This is a genomic window from Pseudomonas nitroreducens, from assembly GCF_014204515.1.
Taxonomy (GTDB): Bacteria; Pseudomonadota; Gammaproteobacteria; order Pseudomonadales; family Pseudomonadaceae; genus Pseudomonas; species Pseudomonas nitritireducens_A.
Window position 1 is genome coordinate 47,663 of sequence record NZ_JACHLI010000024.1, and the last position, 19,044, is coordinate 66,706.

13 protein-coding genes are annotated in these 19,044 nt (G+C 63.5%); 5 read left to right on the forward strand and 8 right to left on the reverse strand.

Annotated elements, in window-relative coordinates; genetic code table 11:
• Positions 1–36 precede the first annotated feature (36 nt).
• Genes HNP46_RS24710 through HNP46_RS24725 form a run of 4 tightly spaced genes read left to right on the forward strand, consistent with a single transcriptional unit; the run spans position 37 to position 3,823 of the window.
• Positions 37–1,029 carry a hypothetical protein gene (locus HNP46_RS24710; protein ID WP_184594262.1) on the forward strand — a complete coding sequence of 331 codons (993 nt, stop codon included), beginning with the start codon at positions 37–39 and terminating at the stop codon, positions 1,027–1,029.
• 1 nt (position 1,030) lies between these two features.
• Positions 1,031–1,663, forward strand: a complete 633-nt coding sequence (locus HNP46_RS24715) for a DUF2997 domain-containing protein (RefSeq protein ID WP_184594264.1) — start codon at positions 1,031–1,033, stop codon at positions 1,661–1,663.
• Positions 1,664–2,185, forward strand: a complete 522-nt coding sequence (locus HNP46_RS24720) for a 4Fe-4S single cluster domain-containing protein (protein ID WP_184594266.1) — start codon at positions 1,664–1,666, stop codon at positions 2,183–2,185.
• Positions 2,186–2,212: 27 nt separating this feature from the next.
• Positions 2,213–3,823 (forward strand): AAA family ATPase, encoded by a 1,611-nt coding sequence (locus tag HNP46_RS24725; RefSeq protein WP_184594268.1) that lies wholly within the window; start codon positions 2,213–2,215, stop codon positions 3,821–3,823.
• A 151-nt stretch (positions 3,824–3,974) separates the two neighbouring features.
• Here the strand turns inward: HNP46_RS24725 and HNP46_RS24730 are convergent, their stop codons facing one another.
• The 7 genes from HNP46_RS24730 to HNP46_RS24760 form a co-directional block, all read right to left on the reverse strand.
• A complete protein-coding gene (locus HNP46_RS24730) occupies positions 3,975–5,894 on the reverse strand; it encodes a HAMP domain-containing methyl-accepting chemotaxis protein (RefSeq protein WP_184594270.1) in 1,920 nt (639 codons plus the stop codon).
• Between the two features lie 371 nt (positions 5,895–6,265).
• On the reverse strand, positions 6,266–7,543 hold the full coding sequence (locus HNP46_RS24735; protein ID WP_184594272.1) for a bifunctional O-acetylhomoserine aminocarboxypropyltransferase/cysteine synthase: 1,278 nt from the start codon (positions 7,541–7,543) through the stop codon (positions 6,266–6,268).
• Between the two features lie 122 nt (positions 7,544–7,665).
• A complete protein-coding gene (gene selO, locus HNP46_RS24740) occupies positions 7,666–9,126 on the reverse strand; it encodes a protein adenylyltransferase SelO (RefSeq protein WP_184594275.1) in 1,461 nt (486 codons plus the stop codon).
• A 58-nt stretch (positions 9,127–9,184) separates the two neighbouring features.
• The gene (mscK, locus tag HNP46_RS24745) at positions 9,185–12,532 is read right to left on the reverse strand and encodes a mechanosensitive channel MscK (RefSeq protein WP_184594277.1); all 3,348 of its coding nucleotides are present in this window, start codon (positions 12,530–12,532) and stop codon (positions 9,185–9,187) included.
• Positions 12,533–12,616: 84 nt separating this feature from the next.
• Positions 12,617–14,359, reverse strand: a complete 1,743-nt coding sequence (locus tag HNP46_RS24750) for a potassium/proton antiporter (RefSeq protein WP_184594279.1) — start codon at positions 14,357–14,359, stop codon at positions 12,617–12,619.
• A gap of 100 nt (positions 14,360–14,459) precedes the next feature.
• Positions 14,460–15,110 (reverse strand): hypothetical protein, encoded by a 651-nt coding sequence (locus HNP46_RS24755; RefSeq protein WP_184594280.1) that lies wholly within the window; start codon positions 15,108–15,110, stop codon positions 14,460–14,462.
• 201 nt (positions 15,111–15,311) lie between these two features.
• A complete protein-coding gene (locus HNP46_RS24760; RefSeq protein ID WP_184594282.1) occupies positions 15,312–17,114 on the reverse strand; it encodes an acyl-CoA dehydrogenase in 1,803 nt (600 codons plus the stop codon).
• Positions 17,115–17,292: 178 nt separating this feature from the next.
• On the opposite strand from HNP46_RS24760, the gene HNP46_RS24765 reads away from it, so the two are divergent.
• Entirely contained in the window at positions 17,293–18,129 is an 837-nt protein-coding gene (locus HNP46_RS24765) for a 23S rRNA (adenine(2030)-N(6))-methyltransferase RlmJ (RefSeq protein ID WP_184594284.1), read from the forward strand.
• A gap of 151 nt (positions 18,130–18,280) precedes the next feature.
• Here HNP46_RS24765 and msrA read toward each other — a convergent pair whose 3' ends face one another.
• Entirely contained in the window at positions 18,281–18,928 is a 648-nt protein-coding gene (gene msrA, locus HNP46_RS24770; RefSeq protein WP_184594286.1) for a peptide-methionine (S)-S-oxide reductase MsrA, read from the reverse strand.
• Positions 18,929–19,044: the final 116 nt, after the last annotated feature.

Below are 19,044 nucleotides of genomic sequence, written 5' to 3' on the forward strand. Positions count from 1 at the left end.
TTACGCGATTCGGAACCAGCCCTGGAAGGTTTGTGCATGATAGAGACTATCCCGATGTGGAAAATGCTGATGGAAACCAAGGGCAAGGCTGCGGGGCTTACAGTGCTCGTGCTCTTGCCTGTGCTCATAGTTGCCGGTGCGGGAATGTTTCTTGACGGGCTGAGAAGTGGGCAAAAGCATCAGGCTGTAATGGGGTTTATTGGCCTGATTTTTTTTGGTGCGTGCACTCTGGTATTTGCGCCTGCAAAAAAATATATCCCAGGAAAAACATTTAAATTCTATAGAGATAAGAGGCTCACTACGCAGAGTGCGATAAACTACGGTTACGGGCTGGTAACTCTTATTGTCGCGGCTTATTGGGTTCTTGCTCCAGGACATACGGGTACGGCAGTAGTCTTTTGGCTGCTTGGGTTCTTGGGGCTATATTTTTATTCGAAAAGTTTGAAATTTCATGCGGATATAGATTTTTCGGCGAATGAATACCTGGCTACCGCTCTGGGTTTTGCTGTCGGGGAAAAAATTCTGGTCAGCTACCAGAATTTTTATTTAGACGAGATCGAGGCCGGCAGCAATGCTTTTGCCGCAACCGCGACAAAGCTGATTGTGGCGTCGTTTGATGGAGTTTCTTGGAAGAAGCTGTCACGAGATCTTGATCAGGTTTCGCACATTGGCATTATTGGTGATGAAGATCAGCGCTATTTCGTCAAGTTGCAATTCAGTGATGGTGCCTGTGTCTTGCTGTGCGTTGGGCTATATGAAAAGATCACATCAAGCCCCACTTTGGTAATAAGAAAGCTGCTGGAAACGATCGATGCAAGTCTCCTTGGTGGCAGTGGCGCGACACAGGCAGCGCCAAGGCGTCGGGTAGTTGCCAGCTCTGAAGTTCCTGTCGCTACTTTACAGGCTTCTGCGCCCGAGACTACGCCTGTATCCCCAGTGCCTATGCGCAACATTGAATTGAGTTCCGAGGCATTCACTGCTATCCGGGATGCCGAAGAAATTACTCCAGGGCGCCAGTTGGAAATTTAATATGTCTCATTGCACGAAATTTGAATTTTCTTATGTTGATGAAGAAACCATTGCCAAGGCGTTCGGCAAGATGGGCCTCAAACCAACGACAGATCTGGTTGCCTTATATCCCGGTGAGTTCAGTAAAAAAGTCCTGGCCAACTTCGGCTACATGGGGATACAGCAATTCAGAGCTGTTCGAGGGCAGACGGTCGAAGGCTTCAATCTGTTTGTTTGCCAGATTGAGGAGGGCTTCTACAAGCTCCTTATCGAGCGGGAAATTGTTTCGGCCGATGATGAAGCGGTCAAAGCTGGTTTGGCTTCGGTCTTCCAGAAGGCGTACATCAGTGTAGCTATCGATGAAACCGTCAAGCGCATAGAAGCATCAGGTGTTCCAGCAAGAGTGAAAGAAACGCTTCAAGGGTTCGAGGTTGAATTTGGGGCTCACTACGAATACAGCATCCTTGTGACATTTTCCGGTGATGAAATCATGGAGGAGGTGCGTGGTGTGAAAGGCGATATCTGCACAAGGCTTACCGAGGAGCTTGAGGCTCTGCTTTCCAGGCCCACTGCAGAACTGGTGACGGAGTGGAAGCCGGAATATACCGTCGTCCATGAAGAACAAACCCTGCAAATTCTCAGCGCGAACTTGTAAATGGAAATCAATGTACACCACATGGAGTTGAGCTGCGTTAATGGGCCAGGGTTGCGCTTGACGTTATGGGTGCAGGGCTGTGTATTGAATTGCAAGGGGTGTTTCAATCAGGATACCCATGCTCGCGAAGCAATTACGCTGATGCCTGTCGATGAATTGGCGCAGAAGATTAATTCGCTGAATATCGCAGGGGTTACTCTTTCTGGAGGCGAACCGCTGGATCAGGCGCCAGCCCTCGAACAATTGATACATGCCGTCGGTACCGAGAAAAACTGGATACTTTATACAGGCTATACGCCAAAAGAAATATTCCAGAATGAAGCCATGATTCGCGTCGTCAAAGCCGTCGATGTGACGCTGGCCGGCCGCTACCGGTATAACGCGGAACATCCCTATCAGCATAAGCAGATCATCAAGACCAGTGACAGGGTTGACATTAACTTCTTTCGCACCAGAAGAGTTGTAGAGTTTGTTGTTTCAAACTCCAGTGTCACCAAGACCGGACTTCCGGTTAACATATAATTCAGTTCAAGTGCAGGGATGTCAGGTATGAATCGCACCAAACAGATAACAGATTACCTGAAGGCGCGTTATGCGGTTCTGGTCATTGAGTCATTCGAAGAGGAGCGCGCGCTCCTTGAGATTTCCGAGATTGCCAAGGCGCTTGGTCATCGTTTGTTCGTCTGGAACTCGACACAGGGCGTCCAGATCAATGGATCCGTGGCCGGAGATAAAACCTTTGATTTGAAGGTGGCCCTGGATTTTTGCGAGGACAGGGCAAAAGAGGAGAGCAGCAAGAACATTTTTGTTTTTTGTGATGCCCATAACTATCTTGCCTCAAGCTGTAATCCTGTCTATCGTCGCCGGCTTCGAGACTTTGCCATCAATATTCGCTCACGCGGATATCGGAGCAACTGCATTATCGTGGCGCCCACCTTAGAAATTCCCAACGACCTGCAAAAGGAAATCACCCTGATTGATTTCCCTTTGCCGTCACGGGATGAAGTCAAGGGACAGGTGAATAACTTCATCAACTCCTGGCAGGGCAACAGCAGTGTCAAGATCGATCTGACTGGCGACGCCAGGGAAAAGCTCATTGACGCAGCTTTGGGCCTCACAGGATTGGAAATTGACAATAGCTTGTCTCGTTCCCTGGTATCGAGCCTGAGCGTCAATGAAAATACGGTAAAGGATCTGCTTTCCGAGAAAAAACAGATCATTCGAAAAACCGGCATCCTCGAATATATCGACTCAAAGGTGGATCTTGATGATGTCGGGGGCCTGGCAACGCTCAAGAAATGGCTTCATCTACGCAGCCAGTGTTTCGGGCAGGCTGCTCAGGAGTTTGGTGTCGGCACCCCGAAGGGGTTGCTCTTAACCGGGGTTCCCGGTTGCGGTAAGTCTCTGACTGCGAAATGCGTATCGTCATCGTGGAACATGCCATTATTGCGATTGGACATGGGCAAGATCTTCCAGGGGCTGGTTGGCTCTTCAGAGTCCAACATTCGCTCCGCGCTACGTACCGCCGAAGCTGTTTCGCCCTGCATATTGTGGATTGATGAAATTGAAAAGGGACTCTCCGGCTCTTCCGGAGGATCATCCGATGGCGGTACGGCTTCACGCGTATTCGGCACGCTGCTGACCTGGATGCAAGAAAAGACATCGCCTGTTTTTGTATTTGCTACTGCGAACAATATCAATAATTTGCCGCCGGAATTATTGAGGAAGGGGCGCTTCGATGAAATATTCTTCGTGGACTTCCCGTCGTCATTGGAAAGAAAGAAGATTCTGGAAATACATCTGAAGAAATTGAAGCGTGACCCGGAGAAGTTTGACCTGGACCGATTGTCTGCTCTCGGCGGCGAATCGAATTTTGGCAAGGATGTTGTGCTTTCGGGGGCTGAAATCGAAGCCTGGGTTGGGGAGTCGCTGATTGAAGCCTTCTCGCGGCGAATGAATGGCTCTGACGCTGCAAGTGACCTGACCATGGCTGATTTTGAAACCACCATTTCGCGTTTGGTCCCCATGAGCAAAATGCGCAAGGACGAGTTTATAAAACTTCGCGATTGGGCGAATCAAAATGCAGTCAGCGCTTCGGCTGTGGTTGCCGGTCAGGACGGTAGTGAAACTCGAATCGGCGGCAGGCAAATCGATTTTTGATCGGCGGTGATGTTGCAGAGGGTCGGCTGCGGTGGAGAGTGGCCCGGTAGCGAACCACGAGCATCCAGAGCCAGCGGGGTTCCCACTGCGTTGACTTTGCAGATGCGCAGCCTGGGCCGATGGCCGCTGGGAATGCCAGCGGCCCTTCGGGTCAAACCCGGAAGTGACTCACCAACGTCTGCAACTGCCCACCCAGCCGCGCCAGCTCGACGCTGGAAGCGGCGACTTCTTCGTTGGCCGAGGCGGTCTGTTCGGAGACGTCGCGGACGTTGACCACGCTGCGGCTGATTTCCTCGGCCACGGCGCTCTGTTGTTCGGCGGCGGTGGCGATCTGCTGGTTCATCGCCTGGATATTGGAGACGGTGCGGGTGATCTCGCCCAGCGATTCGCCGGCCTGGCGGCTCAGGGCGACGCTGCTGGCGGTGAGTTCGCGGCTGCCGAGCATGACGCTGGAGACCTGGCGGGTGCCGCTCTGCAGGCCGGCGACCAGGGCTTCGATCTCTTCGGTGGATTGCTGGGTGCGCTGGGCCAGGCCGCGCACTTCGTCGGCGACCACGGCGAAGCCGCGTCCGGCCTCGCCGGCACGGGCGGCTTCGATGGCGGCGTTGAGGGCCAGCAGGTTGGTCTGCTCGGCCACCGACTTGATCACGTCCATGACCTTGCCGATCTTCTCGCTTTCCTGTTCCAGGCGCTGCATGGCCTCGGCGGAGCGCTCGACTTCCGCCGACAGGCGCTCGATCTGTTCCACCGCCTGGTTCACCACGCGGTCGCCGTCCTGGGCCTGGTGGTCGGCGGCGGAAGCGGCCTGGGAGGCCTGCTCGGCGTTGCGCGCGACTTCCTGCACGGTGGCGGACATCTCGTGCATGGCGGTGGCGACCTGGTCGGTCTCGACCTTCTGGGTATTGGCGCCGGCGCTGGTCTGTTCGGTGACGGCGGAGAGTTCCTCGGCGGCGCTGGCGATCTGGGTGACGCCGTCGCGGATGCCGCCAATCAGCTCGCGCAGGCTCTGGCTCATGCGCTGCATGCTCTGCTGCAGGCGGCCGAGTTCGTCGCGGCGGCTGACCTGGATGGTCTGCGACAGGTCACCGGCGGCGATGCGGTCGACCACCGCCATGGTGTCGTGCAGCGGGCGGGTGATCTGGCGGGTGATGATCAGCGCGGCGATGCTGCCCAGCACCAGCGCGAGCAGCGTCACCAGGGTCTGCAGGCTGCGGGCGCGGGCACTTTCGGCGTCGCGGCGGTCGAGTTGCAGCTGGTAGAGATTTTCGCTGATCTTGACGATGTCCTGGCCCTGGCTGGTCATCTCCTTGCGCGCCTGGACGATGGCGGCCATGTTCTGGCGCAGGGTGACAACCGCATCGCGGTAGGCGCGCAGGGCGCTGCCCAGTTGCTGGACATACTGCGCTTCGGCGATGCCGAGCACGCTTTCCAGCGTGGGCAGGCCGGCGATGCTGTCGTCGAGCTGGCGGGTGACGCCGTCGCCGTTGCTGGTCAGCGCCGTGGCGAGGTAGTCGCGCACGTCGTAGCGCGCCTGCAGCAGGTCTTCGCGGGTGCCGGTGATGGCCTGGAAGCGGGTGGCGCGCTCCTCGTCGGCGGGGGCCTTGAGGATGTCCTGCTGGATCTGCGCGGTCAGCTCGGTTGCGCGGGCGGCGTTGTCCTGCAGGGCGCTGCGGGTGACGCTGGCGCTCTGGTAGCCGCTGCGCATGGCGGCGAGGGACTTCTCGTAGTCACCGATGATGCCGCCGAGCTGGTCGAGCAGGCGCACGTTCTCGGGGCTGACGAAGCTGGCGCGCAGTTTCTGCTGCTGCGCCTTGAAGTCGGCCAGGGTGGACATGACGTTGGCGGCTTCCTGTTCGGCGCCGTCGGCGATCATGTACTGCAGGCGGGTGATGCGCAGCTTGGTGAGGCGCGAGTTGAGCTCGGTGATGTCGCTCATCCAGTTGCTGCGGTCGATCAGCGAGCCCAGGCCGACCCAGCTGACGATGGCGAGGATGGCGGTAAAGGCGAGGACCAGGCCGAAGCCCAGGGCCAACTTGAGATTCACGCTCAGGTTGGAAATCCAGCTGTTCATTGACGATCTCCAGGAAAGGTTGTGTGAAGTCAGGCCGTTCGGAGATTGTTCTTGTTGGGGGCCAGGGTGGCGAACCACGTCCCTGCACTATCGGCAGGCAGGGCCGGAACCCGATGGTGGCAGGCGAAAAAAGTTATCCACCGGCCGCGCCGGAAGGCGGGTCGCAGAGCGGATGACGGAGGAGGGGGAGCGCTGGAGGGCCGCGCAATTCCCTTTTCGCTGGCGTGGAGCTGGGCGTGGTCGCGCCCTGGCTGGCGGCGCTGGGGCGGCATTCTACGGAAAAACTGCGGGGTCGCCCGCAAAATGATGGCAAAGAGATATTGCAGGCCGTGTGAGGCGCCCCGGCGGAGCCTCACACGGTCTGCGCCGCATCAGGCCTTGGCGGCGTCCAGCGCCTGGGCCAGGTCGGCGAGGATGTCGTCGATGTGCTCGATGCCGATCGACAGCCGCACCATGTCGCGCGGCACGCCGGCCTTCTGCAGTTCCTCGTCGTTGAGCTGGCGGTGGGTGGTGGACGCCGGGTGGCAGGCCAGCGACTTGGCGTCGCCGATGTTCACCAGGCGCACCACCAGTTTGAGCGCGTCGATGAAGCGCGCGCCGGCTTCCTGGCCGCCCTTGATGCCGAACGAGAGGATCGACGCCGGCTTGCCGCCCATGTAGCGCAGCGCCAGTTCCTGCTCGGGGTGATCGGCGAGGCCGGCGTATTTCACCCAGCTGACCTGCGGGTGGTCCTGCAGGTACTGGGCGACCTTCACCGCGTTCTCGCAGTGGCGCTCCATGCGCAGGGCCAGGGTTTCCAGGCCCTGCAGGATGAGGAAGGCGTTGAACGGCGAGAGCGCGGCGCCGGTGTTGCGCAGCGGTACGACGCGGCAGCGACCGATGAAGGCGGCGGGGCCGAAGGCTTCGGTGTAGGTCACGCCGTGGTAGGACGGGTCCGGCGTGTTGAGCAGCGGGAAGCGTGCCTTGTTGTCGGCCCAGGGGAATTTGCCGGAGTCGACGACGATGCCGCCGATGCTGGTGCCGTGGCCGCCGATGTACTTGGTCAGCGAGTGCACGACGATGTCGGCGCCATGCTCGAACGGCCGGCAGAGGATCGGCGTGGCGACGGTGTTGTCGACGATCAGCGGCACGCCATGGCGATGCGCGGCGTCGGCCAGGGCCTGGAGATCGACGATGTTGCCCGCCGGGTTGCCGATGGACTCGCAGAACACCGCCTTGGTGCGCTCGTCGATCAGCGCTTCGAGGGCGGCGATGTCGTCATGGGCGGCGAAGCGGGTCTGGATGCCGAAGCGCGGCAGGGTGTGGGCGAACAGGTTGTAGGTGCCGCCGTAGAGCTTGGCCACCGAAACGATATTGTCGCCGGCTTCGGCGACGGTCTGGATGGCGTAGGTGATGGCGGCCATGCCTGAAGCCACGGCCAGCGCCGCGACGCCGCCTTCCAGGGCGGCCACACGCTCCTCCAGTACCGCGTTGGTGGGGTTCATGATGCGCGTGTAGATGTTGCCGGCGACCTTCAGGTCGAACAGGTCGGCGCCGTGCTGGGTGTCGTCGAAGGCGTACGAGCTGGTCTGGTAGATCGGCACCGCCACGGCCTTGGTGGTCGGGTCGGGGCTGTAGCCGGCGTGGATGGCCAGGGTTTCCGGTTTCATTGTTCGAGCGTCCTTGTGGCAGAAAGCCCCGAGGATGCGAGCGACGCCCGCTGCCGGTCAATGACCGGGAGCAAGGTGGCCGGGGCGCCGCTAGATCGCTTTTGGCTGAGCTTATAACCGCCTCAGGAGGAGCAGCTGATCTCCAGGTGCTTGCCCCAGTCCGGCGGGCGGCGGGTGAAGGCCTCGGCGTCCGGCTGTTCCTCGAAGGGCTTGCTCAGCACCTCTTGCAGGCGACGAACGGGACCGTAGTCACCCTGCTCGGCGGCGCTGATCGCCTCCTGGGCCAGGTAGTTGCGCAGCACGTAGAGAGGGTTGACCGCGTGCATGCGGGCGCGGCGTTCCTCCTGGCTGCCGCCTTCGCGAGCGACGCGGGCCTGGTAGTCGGCGGCCCAGGCATCGAAGCCGGCGAGGTCGACGAAGTCCTCGCGCACCACGGCCAGCGCCTGCTCGGGCGCTTGTTCGCCGAGGCGGCGGAAGAACAGTGAGTAGTCCACTGCGCCTTTCTGCATGGTCTGCAGCAGGCGCTGTACCAGTTCCAGATCGCCTTCCTCGGCAGTGGTGAAGCCCAGGCGGCGGCGCATCAGGTCCAGGTAATGGGCCTGGTAGAGCGGCAGGAACAGGTCGAGGGTGGCGCGCAGGTCGTCCACTTCGACGAAGTGCACCAGGGTCTGGCCCAGGGCGGCGAGGTTCCAGTGGGCGATGGGCACCTGGTTGCTGAAGGAGTAGCGGCCGCTGTCGTCGGAGTGGTTGCAGATGTGGTTGGCGTCGAAGTCGTCGAGGAAGGCGTAGGGGCCGTAGTCGAAGGTGATGCCGAGGATCGACATGTTGTCGGTGTTCATCACACCGTGGCAGAAACCGTAGGCCTGCCAGCAGGCGATCATCTGCGCGTTGCGTTCGACCACTTCGCGGAAGAAGGCCAGATAGGGTTTTTCGTCCTGCAGGCACTCGGGGAAGTATTCGCGCAGGACGAACTCGCCCAGCGTTCTCAGGTGCTCTTCCTGCTTGGTGTAGTAGAAGTATTCGAAGTGGTCGAAGCGCACGTGGCTGGGCGCCAGGCGCAGCAGCATGGCGCCGGTCTCCTTCGTCTCGCGCCACACCGTGGTGCTCGAACCGGTGACGCACAGCGCGCGGCTGCTGGGGATGCCGAGGGCGGCGAGGTATTCGCTGGCGAGGAATTCGCGGATCGACGAGCGCAGCACCGCGCGGCCGTCGCCCATGCGCGAGTAGGGCGTCTGCCCGGCGCCCTTGAGGTGCAGGTCCCAGTGTTCGCCGGCCGCGTTGACCACTTCGCCCAGCAGCAGGCCGCGGCCATCGCCCAGGCGCGGGTTGTAGGAACCGAACTGGTGCCCGGAATAGACCATCGCACGCGGATCGGCCTCTTCCCAGAGCTTGTGGCCGGCGAAGATCTCGGCGAAGACGGGTTTGTCCGCTTCGCTCGGATCGAGATCGAGCAGGGCCATGGCGGCTGGGCTGACGACCACCAGGCGCGGGTCGGCGATGGGATCGGGCAGGACCTGGGTGGAGAACACGTCGCCCAGGCGGGCGAAGCGGTTATCGAAGGTCAGTTCGTCGAGCTTTTTCACGGGCAACTCCGGAACATGTCCGAGCATTGTGCTCGGACATGTCCGCAGGCGTCCACCCTCAGGCCTTGTCGCCGCTGGGTTTGTTCTGCAGCGCCGCGGCCGCGATTCCGGCCTGCTGGCCGGCTTCGAGCTGGGTTTCGTGGCCCTGCGGGTTCTTTACGAAGACGTCGACCTGGTTGAACGCCATGTCGATGTTGTTCTCGCGGAAGGCCAGGGCGATGCGGGTGAGGGTCTCGTCCACCGCCGGGTTGCGGTCGCCCAGTTCGCGGACGTGGAAGCGCAGTTCGTAGTCGAAGGTGCTGGCACTGATCATGGTGAAGTACAGCACCGGCTCCGGGTCGCGCAGGATGCGGGTGTTGGCGTGCGCTGCGTCGAGCATGATCTTGCGCGCCAGCGGCAGGTCGGTCTCGTAGGCCAGGCCGATCTTGATGGTCACCCGCGTTACCGTATCGCTCAGCGACCAGTTCACCAGCTGGCCGGTGATGAAGGTCTGGTTGGGAACGATGATTTCCTTGCGGTCGAAGTCGGTGATGGTGGTGGCGCGGATGCGGATGCGGCTGACGGTGCCCGACAGCGTGCCGATGGTCACCACGTCGCCGATCCGCACCGGGCGTTCGAAGAGGATGATGAGGCCGGAGACGAAGTTGGAGAAGATCGCCTGCAGGCCGAAGCCCAGGCCCACCGACAGCGCGGCCACCAGCCATTGCAGCTTGTCCCAGCTGACCCCGAGGGTGGACAGCGCGCTGACGAAGCCGACGCCGCTGATGGTGTAGGACAGCAGGGTGGTGATGGCGTAGGCGCTGCCCTGGGCCAGGGTCAGGCGCTGCAGCACCAGCACTTCCAGCAGGCCGGGCAGGTTGCGCGCCAGGGCGACGGTGACCGCGGCGATGACCATGGCCATGAGGAAGTCGCTGAGGCTGATCGGCGTGGTGGACGCCGCGTCGCCGGTGCCGCTGGTGTACTGGTAGAGGGTCACGTTGTCGAGGTAGGAGACCACGCTGATCAGGTCGGCCCAGACCCAGTACAGGGTGACCACGAAGCCGATCAGCAGGCCCAGGCGGATCAGGCGCATGGACTGCTCGTTGATCTGCTCGATGCCCAGGGTCGGCTCCTCGATCACCTCGGTGCCCTCGATGCCTTCCTTGGACGCGTTCTGCCGGTTCTTCAGGGCGCGCTGGTAGGCCAGGCGGCGGGCGGCGACGCCCATGCCGCGGACGAAGGTGGCTTCCACCACCATCCAGAACATCAGCAGGAACAGGGTGTCGATCAGCCGGTCGGTGAGCTTGAGGGCGGTGTAGTAATAGCCGAAGCCCACGGCAAGGAACAGCGCCACCGGCAGCGCGGTGAAGCCCAGGCCGACGATCATCTTGACCATCGACGGCCGCGCGCTGGACGGGCTGTTGAACAGCAGCTGGGCGAGCAGCCAGGTCATGGCGCCGTAGCCGAACAGCACCACGGCGATGCCGATCACGTCATCGGCCAGGGAGGCCGGTGAATGCTCGGCGACGGTGACCACCGCGACCAGCGACATCACCACCAGGCCCAGGCGGCGCATCAGCTTGCCGAGGAACACCACCTGCGGCTGGCTCCAGTGGAAGTGCCGCTCGGCGATGCCGCCGGGCCGCAGGATGCGATGTGCGGTGTAGAACACCAGCCAGACCTGCGCCATCTCCAGCAGCGCGCTGCCCAGGGTGGCGTTCTGCCCGCGGGCGTCGAGCAGCAGTGCCAGGCCGGCGATGGCCAGGGCCAGGGTGCCGGGCAGGGCCAGCAGCACGGCGAGCAGCAGCGCCAGCGGGGTGTGCGCCTGGCTGTCGCGCTTGAAGTGGCCGATATCGTCGTTCAGCGATTCCAGCTTGTCGTAGAGGAATTTGCGCTTCCACAGCAGGCCGGCGACCAGCAGGAGCAGCGGCAGGAACAGGAAGGGCCGGTCGATCAGGCCTTCGCCCAGTTCCTTCACGCCCGAGCCCCAGGGCACTTCGGCCAGCTGGTGGTGCAGCAGGGTCGGGGTCATCTTGAACCAGGACAGGTCCAGCGGGCGGTTGCTGGGAATCCAGAACATCTGCTCGTCGAGGGTGGCGCGCAGGCTGTCGCTGGTTTCCTTGAGCTGCTTCTGGTTGAGCTGCAGGGTGATGGCTTCGTTGAGCAGCGCGTTGAGCTCGTGGTTGAGGCGCTCCATCAGCTCCAGGCGGGTGTCGACCAGTTCGCCGAGGTCCTTGCGCAGCTGCGGGGTGACGTTTTCCTGCGACTGCTGGGCCAGCAGGTTGTCGAGGTAGACCTGGGTGTTGTTGATCTCGTCGCGTTTCTGGTTCAGCTCGAACTGGTACAGGCGCAGGTCGGCGATCTCGTCGGCGAGGTCCTGGTCGGTCTTGATCACCGGCAGCGACTGTTTCTGCTGGTAGAGGATCTTCGACAGCAGCAGGCTGCCGCGCAGCACGTTGATCTGCTCATCGAGGGCCTGCTCGCCCTGGGTCAGGTTGTCCAGCTGCTGCTTGGCCTCGAGGTTGCGCCGGGTCAGGGTGTTGAGGCGGTCGGTGGTGCGCAGCAGGTAGTCGGAGAGCTTGAGGTTGGCGGCGTTCTGCTGGCTGAGCAGGCTGTCGGTGCCGGCCGCCTGGGTGCTGTCCTTGGACAGCTCGGCGACGGTTTTCTCCGACTGCTCGCGGCGCTTGTCGCTGATCATCGTCTGCAGTTCGAGGGTCTCGCGTTCCTCGCGGCCGATGCGCTCGGCCAGCAGGTCACGCTGGCTGGAGGCCAGATCCAGGAGCAGGTTGTTACCGGCCAGTTGCTGGCGCAGCAGCAGGTTCTGCGCGAGCAGCGCGGCCTGCTCGGCAAGCAGCTCGTTGCGACGCTCCTCGGCCAGGGGCTTGGCGCCTTCCTTGCCGGCCTTGAGGGCGGTGTTGATGTCCAGCAGGCGGCTCTGGTTGCGGCTCAGGTCGGCCTGGGCGCGTTCCGGGCGGGTCTGCGCGGTGAGGATCTCGCTCTTGGCGTCGACCATCTCCTTCTGCCAGGCGGCCAGCTGGGTGGACTGCTCGTTGAGCAGCATCTCCAGCTGGGTGGCGCTGTAGCCGTTGTAGCGCTGGCTGGCGGGCTTGTCGCTGCTGCCCTTGAGGCGGCCGAGGGTCTTCTGGTTCTCGCTGATCAGCTTGGGCGCATCGGCCAGCCGGCCCTTGAGCTCGCTCAGTTGCTGCTCGCTGTCGGCCTTGGCCGCCAGCAGCTTGAGGGTGTTCTCCAGGCTCGCCTTGATCGGCTTGGCCTCGGCGTCGGCCAGCTTGCGGTCAGCCAGGCCATCCAGGCTCTGCTGCACCTTCTCGGCGCTGGGCACTGGGGAATCGGCGGCCAGCGCGGGCAGGCCGGTGAGCGAGCCGGCCAGGAGGGCGGCGGTCAGCAGGGTACGCAGCAGGAATGACATGGTCGCGGTCAGCGGCTCGTGCGAAAAAGTGGAGTGAGGGTAGTGCTGGCGGGCCGGCACCCGCAAGCGGGCGCCGGTAGGCGGTCAGAGGAAGAGTCCCGGACCGGGACGGCCTTCGGGGAATTTGACCCCGACCTTGCGAATCTTGTTCCCGTCCAGGGCGGCCACGGTCCAGGTCAGGCCGTTCCATTCCACCTGGTCGCCGATGATCGCCTGGCCGCCGATTTCGTGGGCGATGAAGCGACCGAGGTTCTGTTCGCCGTCCACGCCTTCGAGCTTGAGGCCATAGAGCGAGGCCACGGCGGACAGCTGGGCGTCGCCCTCCAGCACGAAGTCGCCGAAGAAGCGCGCGCTGAGGCCGCGGTCCGGCGCCTGGCTGAACAGCTTGCCCAGCGCCGAGAGGTCATGCTCGTGGCCGATCACGCAGAGGATGTCGTCGGCTTCGAGGATGGTACTGCCGGACGGGTGCAGCAGCTGGGTGCCGCGGAACAGCGCTGCGATACGGGTGCCGTCGGGCATCTTCAGCTCGCGTAGGGCGGCGCCGATACACCACTTTTCCTTGCTCAGGTGATAGACGAACAGCTCCCACTCGCTGGTCGGGTGCACTTCCAGGCCGGCGCGGGAGATCGGCGCCGGGTCCGGCGGCACCACCACGCGCAGCAGCTTGGCGGCCCAGGGCAGGCTGGTGCCCTGCACCAGCAGCGAGACCAGCACGATGAAGAAGGCCACGTTGAAGAACAACTGGGCGTTGGGCAGCCCGGCCATCAACGGGAACACCGCGAGGATGATCGGTACCGCGCCGCGCAGGCCGACCCAGGCGATGAAGGCTTTCTCGCGGCCATGGAAGGCGCGGAACGGGAACAGCCCGACCAGCACCGACAGCGGGCGGGCGAAGAGGATCATCCACAGCGCCAGGCCCAGGGCCGGCAGGGCGATGGGCCACAGGTCATGGGGCGTGACCAGCAGGCCCAGCACCAGGAACATGCCGATCTGCGCCAGCCACGCCATGCCGTCGAGCATGTGCATGATGCCGTGGCGCGAGCGGATCGGCTGGTTGCCCAGCACCAGGCCGCACAGGTAGATGGCGAGGATGCCGCTGCCGTGCACGGCGTTGGCCAGGGCGAAGATCAGCAGGCCGCCGCTGATCGCCAGCAGCGGGTAGAGGCCGTTGGCCAGGTGGATGCGGTTGATCACCTGCAGCAGCAGCCAGCCGCCGGCCAGGCCCAGTACCGAGCCGATGCCGAACTCGCGCAGGAAGTGCCAGAGGAAGCTCCAGGACAGGCCGCTCTCGCCGTGGGCGAGCATGTCGATCAGGGTCACGGTGAGGAACACCGCCATCGGGTCGTTGCTGCCCGATTCGATTTCCAGGGTGGCGGTGACCCGCTCGTTGAGGCCCTTGCCGCCCAGCAGCGAGAACACCGCGGCGGCATCGGTGGAACCGACGATGGCGCCGATCAGCAGGCCTTCCATCCAGCTCAGCTTGAACAGCCAGGCGGCGGCGATGCCGGTCAGACCGGCGGTGATCAGCACTCCGGCTGTGGCCAGCGACAGCGCCGGCCACAGCGCCACGCGGAAGCTCGATACCCGCGTGCGCAAGCCGCCATCCAGCAGGATCACCGCCAGCGCCAGGTTACCCACCAGGTAGGCCATGGGGTAGTTGGAGAAGCCGATGCCGCCGGGGCCGTCGGTACCGGCGATCATCCCCACGGCGAGGAAGATCACCAGGATCGGGATGCCCAGGCGCGAGGACAGCGAGCTGACCAGGATGCTCATGCCGATCAGCACAGCAGCAATCAGGAAATAGCTGTTGATGGCCACGGCATCCAAGGTGTCGACCTCCTGGGGAATGGGGGAGTGGCGACGCTACTCAGGGATCAGGATGCAGGCCGCATGCCAATCGATTCTAACCTGCGGATTTGCAAGGCTGTCAAAGGTTTGTTGCGGAGCCTTCGGCAGCGCTTTCCGGCCAGGGGCCGGCGGCGGCCCAGCTGGGCACCAGGCTCGGCGAGGCCAGGACGTCAGGCGCCCAGGCGAGGCTGTCGAGCAGCGTCGGGCGAACGGCGTCCAGGCAGGCCTGGCGATCGTGCTGCAGGGTGGTGCGGGCCTTGGCCACTTCCGCGGCGATGTTCGTCTCGCCGCTGACCGCGCGGATCTGCACGTGCCAGAGGTGGCGCGCCGAACTGCCGGCGACGCCGCAGCTGCCCAGCGGGTCGTAGTAGGAAGAACCGAACTGCGCATAGCCGGCGTTGACCAGGGCATTGAAGTAGCGGCTCTGTGCGGCGACCGACTTGCCATCGCCGCCGCGCAGCACGGCCGCGCCGTTGCTCATCGCGGTATCGATGCTCTGCAGGTAGTCGTCGACGTGCTGGGCGGCGTCGCCCGTGGCATCGCTGAAGATGGGCGCGGAGCTGAGCGAGGTGTTCAGGCTGATCGAGGAGGCGTTCTTCGGCAGCGCGTCGGCCGGGCCGGTATTGAACAGCGCGATCACGCAGCCCAGGGCCACGGTGATGGCCAGCAACGGGAACAGCGTGACGCAGCGATGCTTGAGGGAGGTGGTGCTGAAGTGGGAGGTGGCCATGGGCTTGCAGACGAAAAATTGCGCGGGCGCCATTTAACGGCGTATGCCCGCGCTTCCGCTGTCAGCCAGGGTGGTTGTTCATGTGTGAAACTTCCTTCAATGCGGTCGGGCTCCTTTGGGATTCACGCGCCACGCTGCGTTTTTCCGCCGGGCATAAAAAAGCCCCGGACGTGACCGGGGCCCAAGGAACATGCGGGGCGCCTAGAACCAGGCGTCCTGCATGGTGGAACAGGTGTCGTCGCGGGCTTCGAGCAGCGCGAGATCGTGGTGGCAGGACGGCACTTCCCAGGTCAGGAAGTAGCGCGCGGCCTGCAGCTTGCCGCGGTAGAAGTCGACGTCGGCAGCCTCGCCCCGCGCCAGGCCTTCCTCGGCGCGGATGGCCTGCTCCAGCCAGCGCCAGCCGATCACCGCGTGGCCGAATACCTTCAGATACAGCGCGGAGTTGGCCAGGCCTTGTGCCACGCGGCCCTGCATCAGGTCGCCGAGCAGGCTCAGGGTGGTCGCGGACAGGCGCGCCATCAGCTGTTCCAGCGGCTCGCGCAGCTTGTCCAGCGACGGGTGCGCCTGGGCGCGTTCGCAGCACTGGCTGATCATGCGGGTCAGTTGCTTGAGGCCGGCGCCGTTGTTCTGCGCCAGCTTGCGGCCGAGCAGGTCCAGCGACTGGATGCCGTGGGTGCCTTCGTGGATCGGGTTCAGGCGGTTGTCGCGGTAGTACTGCTCCACCGGGTATTCGCGGGTGTAGCCGTGGCCGCCGAGAATCTGGATCGCCAGTTCGTTGGCCTTGAGGCAGAACTCCGAGGGCCAGGATTTGACGATCGGGGTGAGCAGGTCGAGCAGCTCGTGGGCCTGCTTGCGTTCTTCTTCGCTGGGCAGCGTCTCGCAATCGTCCACCAGGCGCGAGGCGTACAGGCCGAGATCGAAGGCCCCTTCGACGTAGGCCTTCTGGGTCAGCAGCATGCGCTTGACGTCGGTGTGCTGGACGATGGATACCGGCGCGGAGGTCGGGTCCTTGGCATCCACCGGGCGACCTTGTGGACGTTCGCGGGCGTATTCCAGGGAGTACAGGTAGCCGGCGTAGCCGAGCATGATGGCGCCCATGCCGACGCCGATGCGCGCCTCGTTCATCATCTGGAACATGTAGGCCAGGCCGTGGTGCGGCTTGCCCACCAGGTAGCCGACGCACTCGCCTTTATCACCGAAGTTCAGCGCGGTGGAGGTGGTGCCGCGCCAGCCCATCTTGTGGAACAGGCCGGCCAGGGTCACGTCGTTGCGTGCGCCGAGGGAGCCGTCGTCGTTGACCAGGAACTTGGGCACGATGAACAGGCTGATGCCTTTCACGCCGGGCGGGGCGTCCGGCAGCTTGGCCAGCACCATGTGCACGATGTTCCCCGACAGCGGGTGGTCGCCGCCGGAGATGAAGATCTTGTTGCCCTTGATCCGGTAGCTGCCGTCGGCGGCGGGCTCGGCGCGGGTGCGGATGTCGGCCAGGGAGGAGCCTGCGTGCGGCTCGGTCAGCGCCATGGTGCCGAAGAAGCGTGCCTCGATCATCGGCTGCAGGAACAGGCGTTTCTGTTCTTCGCTGCCGAAGGTCTCGATCAGGTGGCTGGCGCCCATGCTCAGCATCGGGTAGGACGAGGTGGCGATGTTGGCCGACTGGAAGTGCGCGAAGCAGGCGCGCGAGAGCAGGTGCGGCAGCTGCATGCCGCCCTGTTCGAAGCTGCGCGAGGCGTTCTGGAAGCCGGCCTCGTTGAAGGCGTCCACCGCCGGCTTCACTTCCGGGATGAGCACCGCGCCGCCGTCGACGTACTGCGGTTCGTTCTCGTCGTTCTTGCGGTTGTGCGGGGCGAACAGCTCCTCGGCGATACCGCGGGCGGTGCCCAGGGCGGCGTCGAAGGTCTCGCGGTTGTGGTCGGCGAAGCGTTCGCGCTGGGTCAGGGCCTCGGCGTCGAGTACTTCGTAGAGTTCGAAAGCGAGGTTGCGGGAGCTGAGCAGGGTCTCGGACATGGATCGACCTCCGTGGGAATCGGCGCAGTCTAGTCTGGTGAATGAAGCGCGCACAGAATCATCCATGAACGTGATAAAGGGCTAAAACGCCCAGCCTCCCGGCGGGCCCCGGCGACGGCGGACTCGCACCGCACCCGCCCCAGGACCTAAACTGCGCGCCTTGAGGAGTCCGCTATCGATGAACTACCGCCACGCCTACCACGCCGGCAACCACGCCGACGTGCTGAAACACATCGTCCTCGCGCGCATCTTCGCGCTGATGGCGCGCAAGGACACGCCCTTCGCCTACCTCGACAGCCATTCCGGCATCGGCCTGTACGACCTGCTGGGCGATGAAGCCAGTCGCACCGGCGAATGGGAGTCGGGCATCGGCCGCCTTTACGAGCGCGATGACCTGCCGGAACTGCTGCAGGATTACCTGGACGTGGTCAGCGCGCTGAACCCCGACGGCGGCCTGGAGTTCTACCCCGGCTCGCCAGAGCTGGCGCGCCGCCTGACCCGCCCGCAGGACCGGGTGATGCTCAACGAGCTGCACCCCGAGGACGGTCGCCTGCTCAAGGCCAACATGGCCGGCGAACGGCGCATCTCGGTGCACCAGGGTGACGGTTGGCTGCTGCCGCGCGCCTTCCTGCCGGTGACGGAGAAGCGCGGTGTGCTGCTGATCGACCCGCCGTTCGAACAGCCCGACGACCTGGAGCGCTGCGTGACCGCGTTGGACGAGGCCATCGGCCGCATGCGCCAGACCGTGGTCGCCATCTGGTACCCGATCAAGGACCGTCGCCAGCTCAAGCGCTTCTACCAGCGCCTGGAAAAGAGCTCGGCACCCAAGCTGCTGCGCGTGGAACTGTGCGTGCATCCGGCCGATACGGCGGATCGCCTGAACGGCTCCGGGCTGGTCATCGCCAACCCGCCGTGGCCGCTGGACGAGGAGCTGCGCGGCCTGCTGCCGTGGCTGGCCGAAACGCTGGCGCAGAGCGAAGGCAGCAGCCAGGTGGATTGGCTGATCGCTGAATGAAAAAGCCCCGGCAGTGCCGGGGCTTTTTTGTGGTGCGGGCCTTCGTGCCGGGCCGCTCTGTGTAGGAGCGGATTTATCCGCGATAGGCCTGGCACGGGGCTCGGCCCATCGCGGACGGAGTCCGCTCCTGCGCCGACGCAAGCCTGTCGATTCAGGCCGGCAGGCAGACGCCGGTGCCGCCCAGGCCGCAGTAGCCATTGGGGTTCTTCGCCAGGTACTGCTGGTGGTAGGCCTCGGCGTAGTAGAACGGCGGCACCTCGCGGATTTCCGTGGTGATCTCGCCATAACCCTTGGCGTTCAGCTCCTGCTGGAAGGCGGCGCGGCTGGCGTCGATGGCGGTCTTCTGCGCCTGGTCGAACCAGTAGATCGCCGAGCGGTACTGGGTGCCGGTGTCGTTGCCCTGGCGCATGCCCTGGGTCGGATCGTGGGATTCCCAGAACACCTTCAGCAGGGCCTCGATACTGGTTTCCCGCGGATCGTAGGCCACCAGCACGACTTCGCTGTGGCCGGTCAGGCCGGAGCAGACTTCGTCGTAGGTCGGGTTCGGCGTGAAGCCGCCGGCGTAGCCCACGGCGGTCACCCACACACCCGGTTGTTGCCAGAAGCGCCGCTCGGCGCCCCAGAAGCAGCCCAGGCCGACCACGATCTGCTGGATGCCGGCCGGGAAGGGAGCGCTCAGCGGACGACCATTGACGTAGTGCGCTTCGGGTACTGGCATCGGGCTCTCGCGCCCCGGCAGGGCCTGGGCGGAGCTGGGCAGTTCCAGCTTGTGGGCAAGAATTTGCGAGCGCAGGGTCATGGCATTCGTCTCCTCGAAATGGGGGCGGCAATAGACTCGGGTACTCGCCGAAGATTACAGCGTTTGTTTTGCTTTGCGGGATGTTTGAGCTTGCTCAAGGGCGTGGCTGCGGGCAC